Raw genomic sequence first — 24620 nt, 5'->3', positions numbered from 1 at the left:
ATTGATAGAGCCCACAACCATGGTTGTGGGCTTTTTGCATTAGGGCGATAGAACTAGTTCCCCCTCGCCCCGAAATGGGCCGCTGCTCGTAACGCAGCCCCTCCCGCCCGCGAGAATCCGGATTGAGCTAATAGGGTTTTGGGAAAACAGCACTTCATGGAAGTCCCGCCGAAGCATTGCGCCCGACTATACGGAAACCACAAACGCACAGGCGTCGAGCATGGACGTTAGATGCGTATCCCACTTGCACGAGGTCAAAAGTTTGTCGGCCATTGTCATCGATTGAAGTCGAGGTTCCATTCGAAATTCCCCTCAAAACACGGGAATTTCACTCTCTCGGTGATTCGAAAGGCAAAGAAATAATCTAAGAATTTTCGCATATCAATGGCTGCAGCAATGAAGTAAATTGAGCGAGCCATACGCGGCGAGATCGTGTAGATGTTTTTCAGCTGTTTGCGTTGATTAATATGAATTCCGTCGATATTCGGGGGGGGTGATGAAAATTAAATTCAGTATTTCAAAAGATGATTTTTACTCGAACTACTTCGAGAAAATTCCGCTCCATTTGTCTCGGATCGTGCCGTCTGATGTTTACTCGTGGAGTGATTTGAGTGAGACCATTTATGGCGTAAATTTGACCGGTGATTTTGATATCAAGATGCACATGAATGGTGTACTCGGAGTTTATCAATACACAGAAAAATATCAGGATATATATGACGTTAAGGTGAGGATTTCAACAAGTCGCGTCGAATCATTGCTGAAAGATGGGGCGACGCTTCTCATCAATCGGATGGATTTGAAAGATGCAACTATTGCATCCATATGCCACGAGGTATCGGATTATTTGAACGTCAAGACAGTTGCGAACGCTTACGCCGCGTTCGGTGGCAAAGGGACCTTTGGTCGGCATTGGGATACGCACGACGTTATTGCTGTACAAATGATAGGGCGCAAGGCATGGAAAGTATTCCCTCCAACACTTCCGTACCCACTTGATCATCAGAAAAGTAAGTACAGGAAGGATGAGTGTCCCGAAGAGCCAAGTATTGAGCTTGTTTTGGAACAAGGCGACGCGTTGTATATCCCTAGAGGATGGTGGCATGAGGCAACGCCAATCGATGCCCAGGAGACGTTCCATATCGCCGTTGGACTACACACCGCCAAAGTCACCGACTATGTCGCGTGGATAGCCAATCAGATTCTTCCTGCTATGGAGTTGGCCAGGCGATCGTTCTACCCATTTTCGGAGGATTCGCGTGGAATGATCGATATCGCAGAAAGAATTTGTCAAGAATTAAAGAGGAAGGAGAATCAAGAATTATTTCTTTGTGAGATGTCAAGTCTAAATAATGAATACAAGAAAATTGAATTTGATAGGGTGATTGATCGTAAGTGAAAATTTGTGGATTGGTAAGTAACGAGGAGCGGTATGCGCCCATTAACTTCTGATGAAATTTCTTCTGTATCCGGGGCTGAGACGATTGTCTATACGTTGCCTGTCGGGTCAACCGTAACTACGAAGCTGGAGGGTAATTCATCGACAACAATTAATATCAATGTTCCTGGTTTTGGAGGTTATTCCTGGAATAGTGGAACCTATTTGACTTGCTTTCTTATTGGGAGTGGATTCGGTATTACTGCAGGTATTCTTTCCCGGAACTTAGCTGTTGGTGCGTTGACGCAAAGATTGGTCTCATGGGGGTGCAAGATGGTAGTAGATAATATCGACACCCCACAAACTAACGACGACGGGGATGGTTGATAGAGTGAGGGTAAGCGGAGAATTTTTATGGAAAAATATCGAACTAGGGCGGCGTGGTACTTTGCTGTTTTGATGATCAATGCTGGTTTTTTATTTTCGGGAAGTAAATTCTTATTTTCTGCTTTTTTTTCGGCATTTCTATACTACTTTCCGAGCTCATTGTTTTGGATTTTTGCTGGTCCATGGTTGTTTGGGAAGCAATTTCGGTCAAGCTCGATTTTTGGAATCAAGGCGGAGCGATTTGGATTTCTGATCGTCTGTATCGGCACGTTCGGCGCGATACTTTTTCTATTTCTAGGAAACGAAAAGCTAACCGCTACCGCAATCTTTGCCGCCATGTGCGGAGTAGATGAAGTCATTTGGGCTAGGGAATGTCAGCAGTCTGCCAAGCAGCCGGAATTCCGGACATAGTAAGTGTGAGCATGACGATGCCCCTTCCATCAAGCCGAGGTGCAGTGGTGGAAGGGGCACCTTACGACAATGAGCTATGTTGATCCCGTGAAGTCGAAGTTATTTCGGCAGGAAGCGTTGAACGCTCGTCGAGATTCTTATCAGGGCAGTGTTTTACTGACCTCCCCAGTCTCCAGTTCGCTGATCTCCGCTTTTGCGTTCGCTGTGTTCGTCTTGATCGCTGGAATCGTCGTGTTTTGTTCCTACACAAGACGTGTGACGGTTTCCGGGCAGGTCACGCCGAGCTTAGGCATTCTGCGCGTTTATCCGGCCCAAGCGGGCATCGTTGTCGAGAAGCACGTTACAGAGGGGCAGCACGTCCAGGCAGGGAGCATCCTGTATGTCCTATCGAGCGAGCGTGACAGCGTGGCAATTGGCGGTACGCAAATTGAGATTAGCAAACAAATTTCATACCGGAAGGCATCGCTCGATAGTGAGTTGGAAAGTGCCCGACGAATGCAGGCCGAGGAAGCGTCTGCGTTGGCGGTGAAGCTTCGTGCACTTCGATCCCAGGCGGCTACTTTTGACGCGCAAATCTCGGTGCAGGAAAGTCGAGTGAAACTATCGAAGAATGCTGCGAGCCGTTACCGCGAATTGTCGAAGGATGGGTACGTTTCTGAAGACCAGCGTCAGCAGAAAGAGGAGGAACATCTCGAGCACCGATCACGTCGAGTCGAGCTTCAACGCCAGCGCAGTTCAGTAGAGCAAGAGATACGGAGTGCAGAGAATGATCTGCGCAAGCTGCCCATCAAATACGAAAGCCAGATTGCTCAATTGGAGCGACTCAAAAGTACCTCGTCTCAGGAGTACGCCGAAAGTGAATCCAAGCGTCGACTAGTGGTTTCCGCGGCAGCCGCCGGGACGATCACATCCGTGCTCACCGAGTTGGGCCAAATTGTTGACCCGAGTCGCCCCGTTTTGGGGCTTCTTCCCGATGGGGCGAGGATGCTTGTCGATCTCTACGCGACAAGTCGGACCATCGGCTTTGTAAAACCGGGAGACGATGTGCTTTTGCGCTATCACGCCTATCCGTATCAAAAATTCGGGAAATACGATGGCAAGGTGATCTCCGTTGCACAAACACCGATGACACCCCAGGAACTGGCAGCAATTTCTGGAGGAGTGCCTGGATTAGACCCGACGAAAGGGGCGGAACTCTACTACAGGATCGTGGTTGCGCCAAAGATTGATCAGGTTACCGCCTACGGACGCGCTATGCCGCTGCGCAGCGGTATGACGGTGGACGTAGACCTCCTTCAAGACACTCGCCGGATTTACGAGTGGATTCTTGAACCCGTCCTAAGCCTTCGCGGAACGTTCTGACAAATCCAGCTCGGGCACCAGCAACACGCCAATGTGTTCTTTTGAATATTGGTCGCAATGGACTTTCTCGACTCAAATGCAAAGCCATCAAAACATTGCAACAGGATTTCGGCATCGTTTGCCGATGATTTATCAGACGGAGGCGACAGAGTGCGGATTGGCCTGTATGGCAATGATAGCGAGCTATCACGGATTGCACGTTGATTTACGGCTGCTCAGACAAGCGTTTCCCATTTCCCTGAAGGGAGCGTCGCTGTCGCAACTCATCAAAATTTCAGATCGAATGGAGTTGATGTCTCGTGCCGTTCGCGCGGAAATCGAAGAGCTACCTAACGTAAAGCTTCCTTGCATTGTCCATTGGTCATTCAATCACTTTGTCGTGCTTTACGAGATCGGCAGGTCGGGATTCAAGATTCACGATCCAGCACAAGGTGTTCGGACTGTCTCGGCCTCTGAGTTCTCCGACATGTTCACGGGAGTGGTGTTGGAACTCTGGCCATCGCTGGATTTTGAAGGCAATACACCTCCACCGCAGCTCAAGCTCCGCCAGTTGCTGGGGCGAGTAACGGGATTGAAACGATCTCTGGGGAGGATACTGTGCCTCGCGCTAACCTTGGAGGCGCTGTCGATAGCTAGCCCGCTCTTTCTCCAGTGGGTCGTCGATAACGTACTCGTGACTGCCGACCACGACCTTCTCGTTACGCTGCTACTTGCCTTTGGAGCGATGCTGATCGTTCAACAAGGCGTCAGCGCGATACGAGCGTGGAATCTCATGCATCTCAGCACCACGCTTGGAATCCAGTGGAAATCGAATGTGTTTAACCATTTGATTCGCTTGCCGATTCAATTTTTCGAGAAGCGACACGTCGGCGACATCGTGTCCCGATTTGGCACCGTCGACTCGATTCAACAAACGCTGACGTCATCGTTTCTCGCTGCAGTGCTGGACGGTATCGTGACCATCGTGACTCTCGCGATGATGCTCGTATATAGCCCTGCGCTAGCCATGCTTGCGATCGGTACCATGGCACTGTATGGCGCAGGCCGTGCGGTTACGTACCAGTCCTTTCGCCTGGCATCACAGGATGTCATCGTTCGTTCAGCAAGAACACAGAGTCATTTTCTCGAGACGGTCCGTGGCGTCAAGGCATTGCAGCTGTTCCAGAAACAGGACGAGCGACGTGCCTCTTGGATGGCCCTCCTGGTTGCACAGGTTAACGCGGGTCTGCGGTCGCAGAAAATGCAACTGATGTATCAACAAATAAACGGGGTTCTCTTTGGCATTGAAGGGCTTCTAATCATCTTCTTCGGCGCTAAATTGGTGATGTCGGGGCAATTTTCAATAGGAATGCTCATGGCATTTAACGCATTCAAGGGGCAGTTCAATTCCCGCGTAGGCGGGCTCATCGACAACTTTTATGCGGTGAGGATGTTACAGCTTCAAGGCGAGCGTTTGGCTGACATCGTGCTTCACCCGGTCGAGGAGTCCGTGGAGCGGGGCGAGGAGTTTCGTCGCAAGTTGACAGGGGAAATCACATTTGATGCTGTGCAATACAGATACGCACATGGTGAACCGACAATTCTCGACGGCATTGACCTCCATGTGAGCTCAGGCGAGTCAATTGTCCTCGCAGGTCCGACAGGATGTGGGAAGACAACGCTACTGAATGTTCTGCTCGGAGTGCTGAAGCCGACGCGAGGGAGAGTTTTGATTGACGGTGTGGACTTGACGGAAATTGGCGTACACGCGTTCCGGCAGGAAATTGCGACTGTGCTGCAGGACGACGCTCTGTTTTCGGGTTCTATTGCGGACAACATCAACTTCTTCGGGCACCAGGTCGACAATGATCACATGATCGCTTGCGCCATCGCCTCTGGCGTTCATTTCGAAATCATGGCGATGCCCATGGCTTACAACACCTTGGTCGGTGACATGGGCAATGTGTTATCCGGAGGCCAGAAGCAGCGCGTTCTACTAGCGCGTGCGTTGTACAAGCGTCCATCGATACTCATTCTCGATGAGGCAACCTGCCATTTGAATATCGAGAAAGAGAGAGAAGTGCTGAACAACATCCGCACGATGAACATCACTCGCATCACAGTTGCTCATCGCCCCGAAACAATTCTCGCCGCCGACCGTGTTGTGTTGCTCTCTCGTGGGAAAGTGGCGTGGCAGGGCTGCCCGACCGAGTTCCCTGGTGATCTTTCATAAATCGGCTATTCGGTCGGAAGAAAGAGCATGTACGAAAGAATGACTCCAGCACTCTCATGCACATTCGGTAGCGGGGCTTCAATGGCAACGCATAAACGCGATTTGATCATTCGACTACCTAGCCCCGACGTGTTCCTGAAATTCAGAAGAATGCTGATCGCTTTGACCCTGCTTCCTGGGCTTGCGTGCGCTCAGTTTTTGAGCGATCAGCCTCCACCGACCATTGAACTTCGAGTACCTGGCACGCCGACCTGTTCGGAAATCGACTTGAGTGCGCCCCTTGACTATGTCACGGCTCTAAATGCAGCCGTCTGTGTGAACCCGAAGCTAGCCAAAGCTGCGGGGATAGTGGCCGAACAGGCTGCTGGTCGTAGGAAGGCAATCGGAGCCTACCTCCCTACGGTATCGCTAAACGTCAACGCGAGCCGATTCGGAAAGTCAGTCAGCTACCCTGGGTACTCGGCGGCAAACTATGGATTGCGTGGGCGCACGGGAGGGTATGACGCGACCATCTCGTGGTTGCTCTACGATTTCGGAGTTCGCGAGGCGAATCTCGAAAGCGCTTCCCACATGCTCAATGCCTCAGTGTGGGAGGAGCGAGCCGTCGTGCGTGAGATGGCGGAATCAATCGCCTCAGCGTTCTTCAAGGCCAGGGCTGCAATGGCCGCAAGCAGGGCCGCGCAGGACGCTGAGCGTTCCGCACAGGCCAATCTGGCGACTGCTGTCGCGCTGCTTCGCCAAGGTGTAGGAACGCTTTCTGATCGCCTTCTAGCCGAGAGCGCATATGAGCAGGCAGTTTTGCACCGGATTGACGCTGATAGCGAGTCTCGAACCGCGAACGCAACATTGGCAGCCGCCATCGGTAGCGGGGCCGATTCGACGTTTCTGATCGAGGGCCGTCGAACAGACCTTGCTTTGCCTGACGAAGTGCCGTCTCAGGAAGACCTATTTCGCGTTGGACTCGCGCTCAACCCTAGGGTGAATGCACTTAGAGAACAGGTCGTAGGGGCGGAAGCGCGAATCGTGGCTGCAAAACGGGACGGGCTTCCGACAATTTCCATTTCTGCTGGCCAATACCGGACGGCGACTCCACCGAACGAATCTAGCGTCGCGCAGGACGTGACGGGTTGGTCTGTCGGAATCCAAGTTCGGATTCCTCTTTTCGATGGATTTCGGCAGCGCAGTAATGTGGACACGTTAACGGCGCAGTTAGAACAGAAGAAGAGCGAACTGGAAATAGCAGAACGAGACGCCGAGCTGGCAATTTGGAGCGTTCAGGAAGACCTCCAGAAGCAAAGGAAGAAGCTCCAGCACACGGCAAAAATTCTAACCATTGCCAAAATGGCTGCTGATGCTGCCAAAGTCCGTTACACACAGGGTGTTGGGAACATGTTGGAGCTTCTGAAAAGCGAAGCTGACTGGATCGATGCGCGCCGGGCGAACATTCGCACCGAGGCCGATTTAGATCTTGCAAAAATTCGATTTGTCCTCCAAACGAAGGCGTCGAGTGAAGTGGTTGTTCAATAAGCCCTGTTCCGTGGGCTTCTGCTGGCACCGCGCGGATGTGCGTGATGCCAGCGTGTTTTCAATTACAACGCCAGTACCAGCTTTTTCCCGCAGGCACGCGAGCAGCACGACATCATCTTCGTGTTGGCGTCGCGCTCGGTACGGGTGAGCACCACGTCGCGGTGATCGACGTCGCCTTCCAGCACCTGCACTTCGCACGAACCGCACAGGCCTTCTTCGCAATCGCTCTGCACGTCGATATTCGCGGCGCGCAGGGCGGTGAGCAGCGTCTGATCGGCGGGCACCATCACCGTAATGCCCGAGTCCTTCAACGTCACTTCGAACGCATGCTCTTTCTCAGGATCGAGCGTGCCCAGTTGCGACTGGAAATGTTCGACGCGCAGCGTGTCTTCCGGCCAATGCGCGCAGCACTCGGCCAGACCGTCGAGCATACGAACCGGACCGCACGCATACACCTGCGTGTCGGCGCGCGGGGTGGCGAGCAGTTGCGCGTAATCGGCGCGCTGGCCTTCGTCCTTCACCCACAGATGCAGACGTTCGCCGTGCAGCGCCTGAAGCTCGTCGACGAGCGCCATCGTGCGGCGGCTGCGGCCGCTGTAGTGAATTTCGTAATCGATGCCCAGCGCCTTGGCGCGGCGCGCCATCGCGGCCACGGGCGTCACGCCGATACCGCCAGCCACGAAGATGGCACGCGGCGTGGTTTCGTCTAGACGGAAGTGGTTGCGCGGGCCGCGAATGCGCAGACGTTCGCCGGTTTTCAGTTGGGTATGCACCCAGTGCGAACCACCACGGCCCTCAGGCTCGTGCAACACGGCAATTTCCAACGCGCCGCTGTCCGCCGGGTCGCCACACAACGAGTATTGGCGCGACAAGCCTGTGTCGCCGCACTCGATGTCGATGTGCGAACCCGGTGCCCAGCGCGGCAGGGCGCGGCCATCGGGCGCGACCAGACGCAGCTTCACGATGCCTTCGGCAACCGGCGTAATCGACTCGACGACAACAGGGCGCGTCACGCTATGGCCCGACGGCTCGCCAATGCGCACCGGCGAATGGTTCGTCAGCACCGACGGATCGGCACGCTCCGGGTTCATCGCGGGGTCCCACTCGACCCACACATGTTCGGGGCCACGGAACGACGTATTCGGCACGTACGAGAACTGCTGCTCGGCCAACTTCATATGCGGCAGGCGGCGCGTGAATTCTTCGAGGAAGATTTGCATCTCCATGCGCGCGAGGTTCTTGCCCATGCACTGATGCGAGCCGTAGCCGAAGGTCAACTGATCGCTGGCGTTTTCGCGGCGAATGTCGAACAGATCGGCGTCGGCGAAGTGCGCTTCGTCGTGATTGGCGGACGAGGTCACGATCAACAGCTTCGAGCCTGCCGCAATGTCGATGCCGCCAATGGTCACGTCCTTCGTTGCCAGACGACGCCATGCGGCCACCGAGCCGTTGTGACGCAGGCATTCTTCGACCGCATTCGGAATCAGCGACGGGTCTTCGCAGATCTCGCGCCAGACGTCCGGGTGCTGCAACAGCAACTTCATCGCGTTGGCGGTGGCGTTCGCCGTGGTCTCGTGCGCGGCGACGATGCCCGCCATCATCATCGAATGCAGGTACGAATCGGTGACGACTTCCGGGTGATCTTTCTGCTTGCGAATGCCGTATTGCATCCAGCCCGGGCCGTCCGGCTGCTGGCGCATCTTGTCGAGAATCTTGCCCGCGAGTTGCCAGAAGTTGCCCACGGCGTGCGCCACGGCGACTTGCTCTTCAGGCTTCGGACGCCCCCACGTGTTGACGGTGTGCGCGATGGAATACTCGCGCAGCTTGTCCATGTCTTCTTCGGGCACGCCGAGGAAGTGCAGGGCGACGGTGAGCGGCACTTCCCACAGCATTTGGTCGACGAGGTCGGCGCGGCCATCGTTGATAAAGCGATCGACATACTCGCGCGCCAATTCGCGCACGAGCGGCTCGTGGTGCTTCAGATGCTCGGGCGTGAACGGCTCCATCAGCACGCGACGACGCGGCATATGCGCAGGCTCGTCTTCGTTCACGAGGGTGCGGTTAAGCGCGAAACCGTACGAAGCCAGCACAGCGTTGGCTTCGGGGCCGGTCGGGGTGATTTTTTCGAGCGCGATCGACGGGCTGAACGTCAGGTTGTCGCGGAAGATCGCCTTGATATCGTCGTAGCGGGTGACGACCCAATAGCCGAGCTTCGGGCTATAGAACACGGGTTCCTGCTCGCGCGCCCACCGCACGTACTCCGGAGGGTCTTGCTGGTAGCCGTCCTCGAACGGATCGAAATCGGCGGCACGCGCGCTGACGGGGCAGCCGTTCGGGGCCAAAGTGGCCGTCGCCGATGCTTGGTGGAACGGGCAACCGCCGCTCGCAGGCGAAGTTTGCGAAGCCTGTGAAGTGGCCGATGTGGGGGAAGGGGTTTGGCTCATCCGTTCACGCTCTCTCTGGATTCTGTATGCACGCCGCTCATGAATTACCGCGGCGTCACACGCAATCAAACAAGTGTAGAGGAGCACCGGCGCGATGCGGGGACGTCTCCTCAGCCTGATGCGATATCGTTGCGCCGTGCCAATACATCGGCAGACGGACGTTCGCATTCTCTAAATCTGTTAAGCGTAAATATAATACGCATTGCGTAAATCGCGAGACTGGGGTTAACCTCTACGTCTCATGACGTCGGACGACATCGCATTGCGTCTTAAAATCTCGCCGATGACGACAAACAAACGACCCACGGCAGGCCGACCGCGAAGCGCGGCCACGCTCTCAAGCGCTTCTGCTTCCTCAGAGGCCGACGGCGACACCCCGCGCGAGCGCGGCCGACGCCAGCGCGTGCAATCGGCCGAGACCGGCATGGTGGTGCTCAAGGGCCTCGCCCGCTTGGGCGGCCGTGCGAGCCTCACCGTACTGGCGCAGTTCGTGCAGCAAAGTCCCGCCAAGGTGCACCGATATCTGATGAGTCTGGTGGAAGAGGGGCTCGTCGCGCAGGACACCGATTCCCAGCATTACCACCTCGGCCTCGAAGCGATGCTCATCGGCGTGGCGGCCATGCGTCAGGCCGACCCGGTACGCGCCGCTGAGCCCGCACTGGTGCGCTTGCGCGAGGCGTTCGAAGTCACCTGCTTCATCGCGGTGATGGGGAACAAGGGGCCAACGATCGTGCGTTTCGAGGAGCCCGGGTTGCCGGTGACGATCAACGTGCGCATCGGCTCGGTGATGTCGGTGCTCTGGTCGGCGGCCGGTCGCGTCTTCCTTGGCTTGCTCGACGACCCGCAAGTGCTGGCGATGGCCGAGGCTGAACTCGCCAACGCGACGCCCGAGCATCGTGCGCAACTCGACGGCGCCGACCCGATCGGCGTGCTGCGCCAGTCGGTGCGCGATGCACAAGGGGCGAGCGTGCGCGATACCAACCTAACCGGCATCAGCGCGCTCGCCGCCCCCGTCTTTAACTACGACGGTCGGTTGGTCGGCGTCATCACCGCACTCGGCGCCACCGGCGGCTTCGACGCCCGCCTCGATAGCCCCATCGGGGAAGCCGTCCGCCGCGAAGCGCTCGCCGCCAGTCACGCGCTCGGCTACCGGCCGCCGCTGCCCGCCAGTGCTTGAGTGCCTAAGCGCCCGAGTGCTCGAGCGTCTGAGCGCCTGAGCGAGGCCAGCGACTTCGTCTTGCGCACTAGATAGGGGGCACCGCCCCTTATCCGCGTAGTTTCCTATGACTTTTGACTGGGATGTGACCCGCATCGTGGGTACGTGCGTGCTATCATTTGATAATGATTCTCATTAACAAATGAATGGCCGACGATGACGCTGCGTTCTGCCGTCATCCGAGACCTCGCCCGTGGAGGTCGCAAATGCTCATGTTGAAACGTACCGTCGATCTCACGCCGCGCGTGCTCTCGATCCCGTCGCCCGCACTGACTTACGTGCCGCTGGGCCAGTTTGGGCAGGGCGCACGCAAGGTCTCCGGTGGCGCGCGCCACCGCGCACTGGCCAGCAGCGATGCCATCGACGCAAGTCTGGGCCCGGCCAACAGACAATCGCCGCAATGTGACGCCGATGAACTCTGGCTCTGGCGGTTTCTGCTCGCAGGCCGCCCGTTTGGGGCCACCGGTGCTGCGGTGGGTGGGGCGGACGATGGCGCTACCTGGCTCTCCCCCGCTGAACATGCCCTCGCGCGCCGTCTGCCGCGCACGCAAATGCGGCACCGCTTTATGTCGGAGCGCATCGCATTGCGCTGGATCTTCGGCCGCTGGTTCCGTTGTGCACCCGCCGACGCGCCCGTGCCCGCCGCAACCCCCGGCGTCTCGGCTTTCGAATGCGACAGCCCGCACGGCAAAGTGTGGATCGACATGGCGCACGCTGGTCTATGGCTGTTCGTCGCCCTCGGACACGGTCCACTGGCCCTCGCCGCACACGCCCCTGTCGGACTCGCGGCCGAGGTTGCCGAAGACAGCGAACCGCCTGCCACACAAGATCCGTTCGCCGTGTCTCGCGACGCGGCGCACCGCATGTGTCTGGCACGGCTGGCAGGCGAGGGTGACGCCCTTGCCTCGGGGGCCAACGTGCCGCTGCTTGCGCACCCCTACGTGAGCGTGCCGTACGCGGGGCGCACACGTTATCTCTACGACATCTCGGTCGGCTCCCGTCTGACCGTGGTGGCAGCACGCGACACCATCGTGCATCGCATGCGCGGCTTTGGTTGGCAGAACTGACGGATCGTGGCTGCTGCGAGCACAGCGGCGCATGCCTAGGGCGAGACGCGACAGCGGTTGAGGTGTTCGGGGGAGGGCGAGGCTGGCGATGCCAGCGTCGGCAGATACCGGCGATTTGCGCTATTCTGCCCCGTTGCTGTGCCATCCCGTCATCGACTTCCTGGAGAAGAAGCTCATGCGCCGTCGCTTTCGTCCGACTCTCGCTGCTGTCCTAACGGTTCTATCCCTGCCGCTGATTCCGCTTGCGGCGCACGCCAAAGCCCTCACCGTCTGTACCGAAGCCAGCCCTGAAGGCTTCGACGTCGTGCGTTACAACTCGCTCACGACGACCAACGCGTCTGCCGACACGGTGTTCAACCGTCTCGTCGAATTCGATGCGGCGCAGGCCAAAGTCGTGCCGAGCCTCGCGACCAAGTGGGAGGTGAGCCCCGACGGCCTTTCCTACACCTTCACGCTGCGTCCTAACGTCAGCTTCCATAGCAACGCCGATTTCAAGCCGACGCGCGCGTTCAACGCCGACGACGTCGTCTTCACGTTCGATCGCATGCTCAACCCGGACGCGCCGTGGCATAAGCTCACGCCGTCGGGCTTCCCGCACGCGCAATCGTTGTCGCTGCCGAAGCTGATCAAGTCGGTGCAGAAGGTCGATGCCAACACAGTGCGCTTCACGCTCTCGGAGCCGGACGCCACGTTCCTGTCGATGTTGTCGATGGGCTTCGCCTCGATCTATTCGGCCGAGTACGCCGACAAGCTGATCGCGAGCAACAAGACCGATGACCTGAACGCCCGTCCGATCGGCACGGGACCGTTCGTGTTCCGCAGCTATCAGAAAGACAGCGTCGTGCGCTTCGATGCGAACAAGGCGTACTTTGCGGGCAAGCCTGCGTCGGATCAGTTGATCTACACCATCGTGCCGGACGCCGCCGTGCGCGCGCAGAAGGTCAAGGTCGGCGAGTGCCAGATTGCCCTGTCACCCAAGCCGCTCGACGTGCAAGCCGCGCGCAGCGACAAGGCGTTGAAGGTCGTCGAAACCCCGGCGTTCATGACGGCATTCGTCGCGATCAATACGCAGCACAAGCCGCTCGACGACAAGCGCGTGCGTCAGGCGCTGAACATGGCGTTCGACAAGCCGAGCTACGTCAAGCAAGTTTTCGAAGGCACGGCGACACCGGCGGTGAATGTCTATCCGCCGAATACGTGGAGCTACGCCAAGAACGTCGCGGACTATCCGCACAACATCGAGAAGGCGAAGCAGTTGTTGGCCGAAGCGGGTTTCCCGAACGGCTTCGACACGACGATTTGGACGCGTCCGGCTGGCAGTTTGCTCAATCCGAACCCGAAGGTCGGCGCTGAGATGTTGCAGGCCGATCTGGCGAAGATCGGTGTGCGTGCGCAGATTCGTACGGTGGAGTGGGGCGAGCTGATTCGCCGTGGCAAGGCGGGCGAACACGACTTGCTGTTCATGGGCTGGTCGGGCGACAACGGCGACCCGGACAACTTCCTGACGCCGCAATTTAGCTGTGCCGCAGTGACGTCGGGCACGAACTTCGCGCGCTTCTGCGACAGCAATCTCGATAAGTTGATCGCCGACGGCAAGCGCACGCCCGACATTGCCGCGCGTACGACCAAGTATCAGGCCGCACAGAAGGTGATCAAGGACGATGCGCTGTGGATTCCGCTGGCGCATCCGAACGCCGCCGTCATCACGCGCGCGGGCGTCACGGGCTATCAAGTCAGCCCGTTCGGCCGCCAGTACTTCGCCACAGTCGAGGCGAAGTAAGTCGAAGAAAGCTGTCAGCGCCGTCTGCGCTGATTGACGCTTGCGCCGCGCCGATTCGAATTCCCTCGAATCGGCGCGGCGCAAGTCATTTCAGGCAGCGATCACATCAACGCGCACATTACTTGGCGGCCTGACTCTCTTCTTCACCGATCCGGAAGATTTGCGACAGATCGGCGTCGGCCATGCCGCGATCCGCAGCGTCTTGCAGCAGGCGGCGAACTTCGGGCAGTACCCGCTGCACCGTCGCACTCGTCTCGGCCAACTCGGCAATCGCATTCAAATCTTTGAGCATCACCCGCACTGTGCCTGTCGCATGTTCGGGCGGCGTGACCATGCGCGGCCACAGCGTTTGCATCAGAACCGAGTCGGCCCAGCCGCCGAACAATGCCGAAGGCACCGCGCCGGTATCGATGCCGCTGCGCTTGGCGAGGACAAATGCTTCGGCCAGCCCCGCCAGTGTCGTCGCAACGATGGCCTGATTGGCGAGCTTGGTGGTTTGCCCCGCGCCCACATCACCCATGCGCGTGACGCGCGCTGAGAACGCACGCAGCACCGGTGTCACGGCGTCGATGGCAGCGGCTTCACCGCCCGCCATGATCGCCAACGTGCCCGCTTCGGCGCCACCTGTGCCACCGGAGACGGGGGCATCGATCCAGACGTTCCCCGTGGCTTCCGTCCAGCGCGCTGCCAGCGAGCGTGTGAGCGCGGGCGACAGCGTCGAGTGATCGACGAGATAGCGCGGCGGGTTTGCGGCATGCACGAGGCCATGCTCGCCAAACACCACGTCTTCCACGGCATACCCGTCGCCGAGACACAGCAGCGCAATGTCAACGCGCTCGCCGAGCGCCTGCGGCGTGTCGCTGGCGTGCGCGCCTGCCGTGGTGAGGGCCGCTAGCTTCGATGCGGAGCGATTCCAGATCGCGACGTCGTGCCCGGCGGCGAGCAGCCGCTGCACCATCGGTTCGCCCATGCGGCCGATGCCGCAAAACCCGACTCGGAGGGGAGATTTCGATTCCATGCGTTATTCCTTGGCGTGGGTTGGCGTCTCCCCGATCGACGCTTCGTAAGGCCAGTCCACCGCGCCCGAGTGCGTCACCGCACCGAGCTTTGCCGGACGCACGAGGGCTTCGTACTTTTCGAGCACACCGCCTAGGCGGCCGCGCACGAACGGCTTGGTGGTGGCCGCCCGTGCGGCCAACTCGTCGTCGGAGAGTTCGACGTCGAGCTTACCCTTGATCGCGTCGATGTGGATGCGGTCGCCATCGCGCAGCAAACGGATCGGTCCACCCGCCGCCGCTTCCGGGCCGACATAGCCGATACACATGCCGCGCGTCGCGCCCGAGAAGCGTCCGTCGGTGAGCAGCGCCACCTTCTCGCCCATGCCTTGACCGTAAATGGCCGCCGTCACGCTCAACATCTCGCGCATGCCGGGGCCACCCTTCGGCCCTTCGTTGCGAATCACCAGCACGTCGCCTTCGCGGTACGTGCCCGCCGCCACGACGGCCATGCAGTCTTCTTCCGTTTCGAAGACGCGCGCGGTGCCCGAGAACACCAACTGTTTGAGCCCGGCGGTCTTCAGTGCAGCGCCATCGGGGGCGAGATTGCCGCGCAGCACGACCAGCCCGGCGTTCGGCGAGAGCGGTTCGGTATGCGGTTTGACCACGCGGCCATCCGGGCCGGGGAACGCGCGCAAGGCGTCTGCCAACGTCTCGCCGCTTTGCGTGAGCGTATCGCCATGAATGTGGCCGCCCGCGAGCAGCGCATTAAGCACCGCAGGCACGCCGCCGACGTGATGCAAATCCACGGCCAGATAACGGCCACCGGGTTGCATATCGCCGATGAGCGGCGTGCGGGCCAGCACTTCGGAAACATCGTCGAGCGTGAATTCAATACCGGCTTCATGCGCAATCGCCGGAATATGCAGCATTGCGTTGGTCGAGCCACCCGTCGCCGCGACCGCGGCACAGGCATTCTCGAGGCTCTTGCGCGTGACCAGATCGCGCGGCAGCGGACCGCCGTTGCGCAGAGCGCGCATCACGTTTTCGCCCGCGCGGCGTGCAATGGCAATGCGTTCGCTGTAGACGGCAGGCACCATGGCCGAGCCGAGCGGGGCGAGCCCCAGCACTTCGGCCACCATCGCCATGGTGTTCGCCGTGAACTGCCCCGGACACGAACCCGCCGTGGGCGTGCAGCGCTTCTCGATGCCCTGCAAAGTGTCGAGCGACATATCGCCGCGTTGGGCTGCGCCGACCGCTTCGATGGCGGTGAGAATCGTGGCCTGCGACCCGTCGGGTGCCACGCCCGGCAGCATCGCGCCGCCGAACAGGAACACGCCGGGCACGTTCACGCGCACCATGCCCATCAGAATGCCGGGCAGTGTCTTGTCGCAACCCGCCACACCGACGAGCGCGTCGTAGCAATGCGCACGCACGAACAATTCCACGCTGTCGGCAATGGTCTCGCGCGAGACCAGCGAGAAGCGCATGCCGGAATGGTTCATCGACGTGCCGTCCGAGACCGAGATCGCGGAGCCGCGAATGGGCACGCCGCCGCCTGCGGCGACGCCTAGACGCACGTTGTCGGAAATCTGGCCGAGCGACATCGAGCAGGGGGTGTTCTCGCCGAAAGTGTCGACGATGGCGACGAACGGTTTGGCGATGGCTTCGTCGTCGAGGCCGGTGGCGCGCAGGAAGGCACGGTGCGGGGTGCGCGTAATACCTTCGGTGACCGTGCGCGAGCGGTGTTTGTGCAGATCAGTCATGGGAATCCTGTAGTTCTGTGGGGGCGGCGCTCGTGTGGCGTTATGTGTTGAGCAGTAGCCCGTTCTCGATCGCCAGTACCTGCCCGGTCATCGCAGGCGCGTGTGCCGCGAGGAACCACGCCAGTTCGGCAATTTCGGCCGGTTGCGACACACGTTTGAGCGGCGCGTTCTCGCGCATGCTCTCGACCACGCGCCCGTAGGCCTCGTCGCCAAGCACGCGGCGCAGCAGGCCATCGTCGACCATGCCCGGGGCAATCGCGTTCACCCGCACCAGCGGTGCGAGGTTGCGTGCGAGCGACAACGTTAGCGAATTGACCGCGCCTTTCGACGCCGCGTAAGCAATCGAAGACCCGGTGCCGTTGAGCGACGCGAGCGACGAAATGTTGATGACGGATGCCGATTGGCCCGGACGCGAACTCTCACGCAGCAGCGGCGTTGCCGCGCGGGTCATCTGAAACATGCCGATGAGATTCACGCGATAGATCCGCTCGAACTCGTCGGCGTCGATGGCCTCTAGATCGCTATGCGGAATGACGCGCGTCGTCCCTGCGCTGTTGACCAGCGCATCGAGTCGGCCCCACTGCGCGGCCACCTGCTCCACCATGCCGCGGCACGCGCCGTCGTCGCCGACATCGGCGTCGATGACGAGCGTTTGCGCGCCCGCCTCACGGCATTGGGCAGCCACGCGCTCGGCATCGGCGCGTGTGCCGTCGTCGAAGTTGTTGATCGCCACGCCCCAGCCATCGCGCGCAAAGCGCAGGGCGGTAGCGGCACCGATGCCGGTGGCGGCACCGGTGACGAGACAAACCGGAAAACTCATGCGTGACTCCGTTGCGGCTTGAGCGTCAGCACAAGGATGGCGCCTGCCACCAATGCACACGCCAGCACGATCATGCCCGGCAGCAACTGGCCGGTACTGTCTTTGAGAAAGCCGATGACATACGGGCTCGCGAAGCCCGCAAGGTTGCCGGTCGAATTGATGAGCGCGATGGCCGCCGCAGCGCCTGCGCCGCCCATCATCGCCGTGGGAATGCCCCAGAACACCGGCGCAATCGAGTTGATGCCGATAGCGGCGACCACCAGCGCGGCCATCGACCACCACAGGTGTTGTGCCAGCAGCACCGAGGCGAGCATGCCTGCCGCGCCCAGCAAGCAGCACACGGCCACGTGAATGCGACGCTCGTTGCGGCGGTCGGCATGGCGGGCGATCAGAATCATGGCGACCGCGCTGATGAGCGACGGCACGGCCGAGAGCAGGCCGATATTGCCCACGTTAGCCACCCCGGCGGCGCGAATCATCGTCGGCAGCCAGAACACCAGCCCGTAGTTGCCCATGGCGATGCAGAAGTACAGCAAGCCGAGCATCCACACCTTGCCGCTGCCGAACACTTGCCGCACGCTGTGATGCGCGCGCGTGCGGTCATCGGCGGCCAGGTCGGCCGCGAGCAGACGCTTCTCGTCGGCAGACAGCCACTTCACGGTTTCGATGCGGTCTTGCAGTACGAAGAAGGCCGCGATGCCGACTACGAGCGAGGCGAGGCCTTCGATCAGAAACAGCCACTGCCAGCCGGCCAGACCGTGCATGCCGCCGAACTGCTGCATGATCCAGCCCGACAGCGGGCCGCCAATGGCCCCCGACACCGGAATGGCAACCATGAACAGCGCGATGATCTGCGAGCGCTTGCTCGACGGGAACCACTTCGACAGGTAGAGCACGATGCCCGGGAAGAACCCCGCTTCGGCCACGCCGAGCAAAAAGCGCAGCACATAGAACGACACCGGCCCCTGCGTGAACATCGTCAGGCACGAGATGATCGACCACGTGACCATGATGCGGGCGATCCACATGCGCGCGCCGACCCGATGCATGATCAGGTTGCTCGGCACTTCAAAAATGAAATATCCGAGGAAGAAGACCCCCGCGCCTGCGCCGTAGACCGTCTCCGAGAGCGACAAGTCGGCGAGCATTTGCAGCTTCGCGAAGCTCACGTTCACGCGGTCGATATAGGCCACGATGAACGAGAGAAAGAGGAACGGGATGATGTGTAACGTCAGCTTGCGGTACAACGCGTCGCGTTGCAGCGGGTCGACGGCTGCGCTCGCGCCGCCGGTCAGGGACGTGCTCATGGATGTTGTCTCCGTGGATGCGTGCCGTAGGGCACGTCGAGTTATTCGGCAGCGCGGCGTGAGGGTGTTCGGTTATGCGGGGTAAGGCGGCATTGGTGTGCTGGGCAGCACCCAAGATTTGTTTTTCTTGCTTTGATCCCACCGAACGCTTGCTACGGCAACGTTGCTCGGTCAAAGGGTAATGTCAGGGGCGGCGTTGCCGCAAATCACACTTTCACCCTGCGGCATTACCGTTTGGTTATGATGTCGGCGCTCACCCATCTTATGAGGCCTGTGGCATGGCAACGACCGACAACACCATCGAGCGCTTTTTTCGCAGCGGCCTGAAGCTGGGCCATTTGCGCATTCTTGTGGCGCTGGGTGAGTTGCGGCAGGTCACACGGGTGGCGGCGGCGTTTCATGTCACGCAACCGGCCATCTCCAAGCAGATTGCGGAAGTGGAAGAGGCGCTGGGCGCGCCGGTCGTGCAGCGGGTCGGGAATGCCGTGGAGCTTACGGGGATCGGGCGCGTGCTCGTGGAGCGGGGCACGGAAATCTTGCGGCAGATCGAACTCGCACGGCGCGATGTGAGTGCGCTGACGGCAGGCACCGCCGGGCACGTGCGTTTCGGCGCGGTAGTGACGATTCCGCAGCCGCTCATCGCTCACGCGGTGGAGTTGTTCACGCGCCGCGCGCCCACGGCATCGTTTTCCTTTGTCGAAGCCACCCTCGACCGCTTGCTCAAGATGATGGACGAGGGCAATCTCGATCTGGCGCTGGGGCGTAATCGCGTGACGGGGCATTTGCCGGTGATGCGCCATGAGGCACTGCATCACGAGCCGTTTGTGTTCGTCGTCGGCGCGCGTCACGCGTTGGGCGGCCCCGATACGCCGGTGAGTTGGGAGGATCTGCACGACGTGCGCTGGATTACGCCGATGCGCGGTTCACCGGCGTTCGCGACGATGGTGGAGATTCTGGGCGAACACGGCGTGACGTTGCAGCATCCGGCCATCGAGTCGAGTTCGCTGGCGTTGAATCTGTCGTTGCTACGCGGCGGCGATTTCGTGTCGATTCTGCCGCTCTCGCTCGCCCGGCGTTATGTGCAACGGGGCAGCATGCGGGTATTGCTGCTGCCGCCGTTGGCGCCCTTAGGTGAGGCCATTCTTTACTGGCGCGAAGACACCACGACGCCCGCCGCGCAACTCTTTGCCGCCTGCCTGCGCGAGTCGTCGGCGGAGTTGATCGAGGCGGCTTAGGTCGCCCGAGCCGCCTTAGACGATTAGGCCGCCTTAGCGGACTTCACGCCGTAACGCGCCCCCGGTGTGCCGTTCCCCAACTGTTGTGACAGCTTTTGGCGCGACGCTTCGTGCGCGTTCCATTGCTCACCGTCTTGCAGTGGCGGAATGGTGACGATTTCGCCTTGGTCCAGCCCGGCGAGCGCCGCATCGACCATGTCTTGCGACGACATCAGCCATTCCTGCGGCAACTCCCCGTGCGGCTTGCCCGCCACATCCCAGAACTCGGTGACCGTTGCCCCCGGCAGCACGGCCTGCACGCGCACGCCCTTATCGGCGAGTTCGTGGTGCAGCGACTGCGATAGCGTGAGCACGAACGCCTTGCTCGCGCCGTAGACGCCGTTGAGCAATTCCGGCGCAATGGCCACGATCGACGAAATGTTGATGATCGTGCCGTGCCCGCGAGCGACAAAGCCCGGCACCGCCGCATAGGTCAGGCGGGTGAGGGCGGTGACGTTGAGGTCGATCATGGCATTCATCTGTTCGACGTCGGCTTGGAGCAGCGGCGCCACGGCGCCGAACCCGGCGTTGTTGACGAGCGTGTCGATGCGGGCGTCTTCACGCAGGCGGGCTTCGACTTGTGCCTGTCCTTCGCGAGTGCCGAGGTCGGCGGTGACGATGTCGACGCGGCGGCCGGTCTCGGCCTGAATGCGTTGCGCGACGGCCTGCAAGCGGTCGGTGCTGCGGGCGACGAGAATCAGATCGTGACCGCGACGCGCGAGCCGGTCGGCGTAGATCGCCCCGATACCCGACGACGCGCCGGTAATCAGCGCGGTGCCCGGGGTGTGTGAGGTCGTTTGCACGTGAGCGTGAGTCGAAGTGGAAGACATGGCGAATTTCCTGTTTACGTGAGCAATAAGTGAGCAATACGGTGAATGCGTTGATTCGGTGAGTTGCGGGTCCGGATCAATGGCTTCAGTGTGGACGCGATCGCCGTTGTCTCAAATGACAGGAGAACCACTTTTCAGGACATTCTTGTCCGACGCCCATTCGCGGTGCCGACTAGAATCGAAAGCATCGCAATCTCCGTCGCCGGCGTGTGTCCGGCACCTTTTCAGCCATGGCGTTACGTATCGGGTTGGTGGTGTATCCGGGTTTCCAGATGATTTCGCTCGCCGCGATGTCGGTCTTCGAAATTGCGAGCTTCGGGCGTGACGAACCGCTCTACGACGTGAGCATCGTGTCGGTGGCGGGCGGACTGGTACGCGATTCGGCAGGGATTTCTGTGGCGACGGAGGCCATCGGGCGGCGGCGCTTCGACACGCTGTTGGTTGCGGGCGCGACCGTGGTGATGCCGACCGAGCCAGCATTGGTGACGGCGTTGCGGCGTGTCGCGCCGCGCATGCGCCGCATGGCGAGCATTTGCTCCGGGGCGTTCGTGCTGGCCGAAACGGGGCTGCTCGACGGTCGCCGCGCCACCACGCATTGGGGGCAAGCCCACGCGTTGCAGCAAACCTACCCTGACGTGATCGTCGAAGAAGACCGTATTTTCATCAACGATGGCGAGGTGTGGACGTCGGCGGGCATGACGGCAGGTGTCGATCTGGCACTGGCCTTGGTCGAAGCCGATTATGGCGGCGACGTTGCACGCGAGGCGTCGCGTCAATTGGTGGTGCACTACCGGCGCACGGGCGGGCAGTCGCAGTTCTCCACGCTGTCGACACTGGAGCCGAATTCCGATCGGGTGCGTACCGCGCTCGCTTATGCCCGAGAGCATTTGAGAGAACCGTTATCGGTGGAGCAACTCGCGGCGCATGTGCATTGGAGTGCGCGCCATTTCAGTCGTGAATTCACGTTGCAGACCGGGCTCACCCCGGCGAAGGCCATCGAGAAGCTCAGGCTCGAAGCGGCGCAGGCGTTGCTGGAACACGGCGAAGCCTCGATCGCGCGGGTGGCGGACATTACCGGCTTCGGTGACGAGGAGCGTATGCGCCGTGCCTTCGTGCGCACGCTGGGCAAGCCGCCGCAGGCGCTGTTACGCGAGGCCCGCGAGCGCGTGCGGGCTTGAGCGCGACGTATCGCTTGCTGCGAAGCGGCGCCATCTGGCCGTCATGCGGCGCTAATGCAGTATTCATGCGGATCTCATGCGAAAACATGGCCGCAAAACCCGCCAAATCGGATGGGGTGTCCGTTGTAAGCGTTTCATGAACGATACATTTTCGACACCCCGACCCCCGATGTCTCGCAAATCGAATTATTAGTTCCTTATAAATCAATGGGTTGAGTTCGCTGGCACGGAATTCGCGTACACAAATCGTGTATGGCGAAGCGCCAACCCGGATTTCCGCAGACAGTTGGCAAGGGGTTCCTGTGCATACGTGCCCGGGGCGGCCCACTATTGCCCGCGTTTTTCGACGATGCGCTCACGCCGTAATGCCGGACCTTTTGGCGGGGTCCGGTGTGTTCCGAAGTGAGTCGTGCGCGTGCGCGGGGAGGGGACCATGAACCGGTTCAAGGCGACATTCATAGGTGCGGCAGCGGCATTAATGCTCTGCGGCGTAGCGATCAATGCAACCCAGGCTGCCGGTGGCGGTGGCGGTGGGCGCGGCGGAGGCGGCGGCATCGGTTTCGGCGGCGGCGTCGGCGGCATCGGGAGCGGTGGCTTTGCCGGTCTCGGCGGATTCGGCGGCTCGGGGACTGGCAATGGCGCAGGCACGGGCGTCGGCATTGGCATCGGTGCCGGTTGCGGATGCGGCAGTCATGGCAGTAGCTCCGGCAGTAGTAGCTCTGGGAGCAGTTCCGGTAGCAGTAGCTCCGGAAGTAGCTCGGGCAGCAGCAGTTCTGGGAGCAGTTCCGGCAGTAGCAGTTCGGGCAGTAGCTCGGGAAGCAGCAGTTCGGGAAGTAGCTCCGGCAGCAGTAGCTCAGGCAGCAGTTCCGGTAGCAGCGGTTCGGGCAGCAGCTCGGGCAGTAGTGGATCCGGCAGCAGTTCGGGCAGCAGCGGCTCGGGCAGTAGCTCGGGCAGCAGCGGTTCAGGCAGCAGTTCCGGCTTGGGTGGCAGTAGCTCGGGCGGCAGCAGCTCCGGTTTGGGCGGTAGCAGTTCCGGTGGCAGCAGCTCCGGTCTGGGCGGCTCTAGCGGTGGCAGTTCGAGCGGCGGCAGCTCCAGTGGCGGCATTGGTGCGGCTAGCTCAAGTGGCGGCGGCGGGGTTTCCGGTCCTGGCGGGCGCGGCTTGGGCGGTGCAGCGGGCGGCGGCGGGCTTTCCGCGTTCGGCGGCCCGGGCAATGTCGGCGCAGGCGGTGGATGTTCGATGAATGGCCAGAACGGCGAAGAGCCGTGTCCTTGAGCCAGTGGCGGTGGCTGGCCCGCACGCGCTCGGCACAGCGCGTGCGGGATCTGGCCCCGCATCGGATGGTGCAAATCGATAGCGTGAACGAGTCTCGCAGGTTGTTCGTCGGTTCCTGACGCGACCGGCTGGCGGCGCTGCCGTCAGCCGTGCCACCCCCCCGGCCCGTGATCAGGCTGTTCTCCCGGCGAAGCGCCCCTTCGGTGATCCGAAGGGGCGTTTTTTTATGGGCGAGCGCTGGGCTAATGCCATTTGCGTGGACTATCGAAACTGTCTGGGGGATATCGAAATGCCGATAATGTATTTCGCGTTAACCCCTATCTATGGCAGCATCCGGGGTCTGGGTCGCTGCGGGCTGGCCGCGAACCGCGTGCTGGCAATGGACGGCATCTCGCAGCCGTCATACCGCGCAGACGACCCTTGCGACCCAACAGGTTCCAATAAGTCAAACAAGCATTGAAGGAGAAATCGAACATGCTGTCCCGTCAACTGATCAACGCATTCATCGGCGCAACGTTTGCGCTGGCCTCGCTCGGCGCTTCGGCGCAAACCGCTGACAAGCCGCTCAAAGTCGGCACGATGGCCGGTTCGGATGCGCAGATCTTCGAAGTCGTGAAGAAGGTGGCCCATCAACGCGGCCTCGAAATCAAGATCATCGAATTCAGCGACTACGCTCAGCCGAACGCCGCACTCGACGCCGGTGACCTCGACGCGAACGGCTTCCAACACAAGCCGTTCCTGGACAGCCAGATCAAGGACCGCGGTTACAAGATTGCGAGCGCCGGTCTCACGTACGTCTCGCCGCTGGGCTTCTACTCGAAGAAGTTCAAGTCGTTGAAGGACCTGCCGAACGGCGCGAAGGTCGGGATTCAGAACGACCCGTCGAACGGTAACCGCGCGTTGCTGCTGCTCCAGAAGGAAGGTCTGATCAAGCTGCGCGCCGGTCTGGAAGGCAAGAACGCCACGCCGCTGGACATCGCCGAAAACCCGAAGAAGTTGAAGATCGTCGAACTCGAAGCTGCCCAACTGCCGCGCGCCCTGCCGGATCTGGACGCTGCGTCGATCAACACGAACTTCGCCGCGCAAGCCGGTCTGGTGCCGCAACGTGACGCGATTGCGATCGAAGACCTGAAGGGCCCGTACGCCAACCTGATCGCCGTGCGCACGCAAGACCTGAACAAGCCGTGGGTCAAGCAACTGATCGACGCCTACCACTCGGACGAAGTGAAGGAATTCATCAAGACCCAATTCAAGGGCGCGCTGATCGCGACTTGGTAAATCTTGATGGGGTAGCGGGGGCGTGAAGCGTGAAATACGCCCCCGTGGCTAGGAATGAAAAGCGGGCTCAGTGCTGAACTGAGCCCGTTTTTTTTATGGGCGGACGTCGAATAAA

At 60.3% G+C, this 24620-nt stretch carries 20 protein-coding genes; 12 read left to right on the top strand and 8 right to left on the bottom strand.

What is annotated here, in order from left to right:
• Window positions 1–496: 496 nt before the first annotated feature.
• From PPN31114_RS20090 to PPN31114_RS20065, 6 genes are all read left to right on the top strand, one after another.
• On the top strand, window positions 497–1399 hold the full coding sequence (locus PPN31114_RS20090) for a JmjC domain-containing protein (RefSeq protein ID WP_150681296.1): 903 nt from the start codon (window positions 497–499) through the stop codon (window positions 1397–1399).
• Window positions 1400–1432: 33 nt separating this feature from the next.
• Window positions 1433–1765: a hypothetical protein gene (locus PPN31114_RS20085; RefSeq protein ID WP_150681295.1), complete on the top strand. Its 333-nt coding sequence runs from the start codon at window positions 1433–1435 to the stop codon at window positions 1763–1765.
• A 27-nt stretch (window positions 1766–1792) separates the two neighbouring features.
• Window positions 1793–2176 carry a hypothetical protein gene (locus PPN31114_RS20080; RefSeq protein ID WP_150681294.1) on the top strand — a complete coding sequence of 128 codons (384 nt, stop codon included), beginning with the start codon at window positions 1793–1795 and terminating at the stop codon, window positions 2174–2176.
• A gap of 69 nt (window positions 2177–2245) precedes the next feature.
• The gene (locus PPN31114_RS20075; RefSeq protein WP_150681293.1) at window positions 2246–3538 is read left to right on the top strand and encodes an HlyD family secretion protein; all 1293 of its coding nucleotides are present in this window, start codon (window positions 2246–2248) and stop codon (window positions 3536–3538) included.
• 76 nt (window positions 3539–3614) lie between these two features.
• On the top strand, window positions 3615–5750 hold the full coding sequence (locus tag PPN31114_RS20070; RefSeq protein ID WP_150681292.1) for a peptidase domain-containing ABC transporter: 2136 nt from the start codon (window positions 3615–3617) through the stop codon (window positions 5748–5750).
• Window positions 5751–5831: 81 nt separating this feature from the next.
• Complete coding sequence (locus tag PPN31114_RS20065) at window positions 5832–7277, top strand: TolC family protein (protein WP_174988275.1); 1446 nt, start codon at window positions 5832–5834, stop codon at window positions 7275–7277.
• A gap of 62 nt (window positions 7278–7339) precedes the next feature.
• Here PPN31114_RS20065 and PPN31114_RS20060 read toward each other — a convergent pair whose 3' ends face one another.
• Window positions 7340–9721: a cytochrome P450/oxidoreductase gene (locus PPN31114_RS20060; protein ID WP_150681290.1), complete on the bottom strand. Its 2382-nt coding sequence runs from the start codon at window positions 9719–9721 to the stop codon at window positions 7340–7342.
• A 283-nt stretch (window positions 9722–10004) separates the two neighbouring features.
• On the opposite strand from PPN31114_RS20060, the gene PPN31114_RS20055 reads away from it, so the two are divergent.
• From PPN31114_RS20055 to PPN31114_RS20045, 3 genes are all read left to right on the top strand, one after another.
• Window positions 10005–10898, top strand: a complete 894-nt coding sequence (locus PPN31114_RS20055; protein WP_150681289.1) for an IclR family transcriptional regulator — start codon at window positions 10005–10007, stop codon at window positions 10896–10898.
• Between the two features lie 245 nt (window positions 10899–11143).
• Window positions 11144–12004 (top strand): hypothetical protein, encoded by an 861-nt coding sequence (locus PPN31114_RS20050; RefSeq protein WP_217426971.1) that lies wholly within the window; start codon window positions 11144–11146, stop codon window positions 12002–12004.
• 175 nt (window positions 12005–12179) lie between these two features.
• Window positions 12180–13784: an ABC transporter substrate-binding protein gene (locus PPN31114_RS20045; protein ID WP_150681731.1), complete on the top strand. Its 1605-nt coding sequence runs from the start codon at window positions 12180–12182 to the stop codon at window positions 13782–13784.
• 118 nt (window positions 13785–13902) lie between these two features.
• Here PPN31114_RS20045 and PPN31114_RS20040 read toward each other — a convergent pair whose 3' ends face one another.
• Genes PPN31114_RS20040 through PPN31114_RS20025 form a run of 4 tightly spaced genes read right to left on the bottom strand, consistent with a single transcriptional unit; the run spans window position 13903 to window position 18672 of the window.
• Complete coding sequence (locus PPN31114_RS20040; protein ID WP_150681287.1) at window positions 13903–14802, bottom strand: NAD(P)-dependent oxidoreductase; 900 nt, start codon at window positions 14800–14802, stop codon at window positions 13903–13905.
• Between the two features lie 3 nt (window positions 14803–14805).
• Window positions 14806–16545 (bottom strand): dihydroxy-acid dehydratase, encoded by a 1740-nt coding sequence (gene ilvD / locus PPN31114_RS20035; protein ID WP_150681286.1) that lies wholly within the window; start codon window positions 16543–16545, stop codon window positions 14806–14808.
• Between the two features lie 40 nt (window positions 16546–16585).
• Window positions 16586–17365 (bottom strand): SDR family NAD(P)-dependent oxidoreductase, encoded by a 780-nt coding sequence (locus PPN31114_RS20030; RefSeq protein WP_150681285.1) that lies wholly within the window; start codon window positions 17363–17365, stop codon window positions 16586–16588.
• Window positions 17362–18672, bottom strand: a complete 1311-nt coding sequence (locus PPN31114_RS20025; protein ID WP_150681284.1) for an MFS transporter — start codon at window positions 18670–18672, stop codon at window positions 17362–17364. Before PPN31114_RS20025 ends, PPN31114_RS20030 begins: the two co-directional genes overlap by 4 nt.
• A 278-nt stretch (window positions 18673–18950) precedes the next feature.
• On the opposite strand from PPN31114_RS20025, the gene PPN31114_RS20020 reads away from it, so the two are divergent.
• Window positions 18951–19907, top strand: a complete 957-nt coding sequence (locus tag PPN31114_RS20020) for a LysR family transcriptional regulator (RefSeq protein ID WP_150681283.1) — start codon at window positions 18951–18953, stop codon at window positions 19905–19907.
• A 23-nt stretch (window positions 19908–19930) separates the two neighbouring features.
• Here the strand turns inward: PPN31114_RS20020 and PPN31114_RS20015 are convergent, their stop codons facing one another.
• Window positions 19931–20776 carry an SDR family NAD(P)-dependent oxidoreductase gene (locus tag PPN31114_RS20015; RefSeq protein WP_150681282.1) on the bottom strand — a complete coding sequence of 282 codons (846 nt, stop codon included), beginning with the start codon at window positions 20774–20776 and terminating at the stop codon, window positions 19931–19933.
• 230 nt (window positions 20777–21006) lie between these two features.
• On the opposite strand from PPN31114_RS20015, the gene PPN31114_RS20010 reads away from it, so the two are divergent.
• Window positions 21007–21954, top strand: coding sequence for a GlxA family transcriptional regulator (locus PPN31114_RS20010; protein WP_150681281.1), 948 nt, complete (start codon window positions 21007–21009; stop codon window positions 21952–21954).
• A 475-nt stretch (window positions 21955–22429) separates the two neighbouring features.
• On the opposite strand, the gene PPN31114_RS20005 is transcribed toward PPN31114_RS20010, so the two are convergent.
• Window positions 22430–22648: a hypothetical protein gene (locus PPN31114_RS20005; protein WP_150681280.1), complete on the bottom strand. Its 219-nt coding sequence runs from the start codon at window positions 22646–22648 to the stop codon at window positions 22430–22432.
• Window positions 22645–23058 carry a hypothetical protein gene (locus tag PPN31114_RS20000; protein WP_150681279.1) on the bottom strand — a complete coding sequence of 138 codons (414 nt, stop codon included), beginning with the start codon at window positions 23056–23058 and terminating at the stop codon, window positions 22645–22647. Before PPN31114_RS20000 ends, PPN31114_RS20005 begins: the two co-directional genes overlap by 4 nt.
• Window positions 23059–23701: 643 nt before the next feature.
• Here PPN31114_RS20000 and PPN31114_RS19995 point away from each other — a divergent pair.
• Window positions 23702–24505, top strand: a complete 804-nt coding sequence (locus tag PPN31114_RS19995) for a MetQ/NlpA family ABC transporter substrate-binding protein (protein ID WP_150681278.1) — start codon at window positions 23702–23704, stop codon at window positions 24503–24505.
• The last annotated feature ends 115 nt before the right edge of the window (window positions 24506–24620 follow it).

Source organism: Pandoraea pneumonica, assembly GCF_902459645.1.
GTDB classification, from domain to species: domain Bacteria; phylum Pseudomonadota; class Gammaproteobacteria; order Burkholderiales; family Burkholderiaceae; genus Pandoraea; species Pandoraea pneumonica.
Note: the sequence above shows the minus strand (reverse complement) of the source record. Positions and strands in the feature narration are given on the sequence as shown.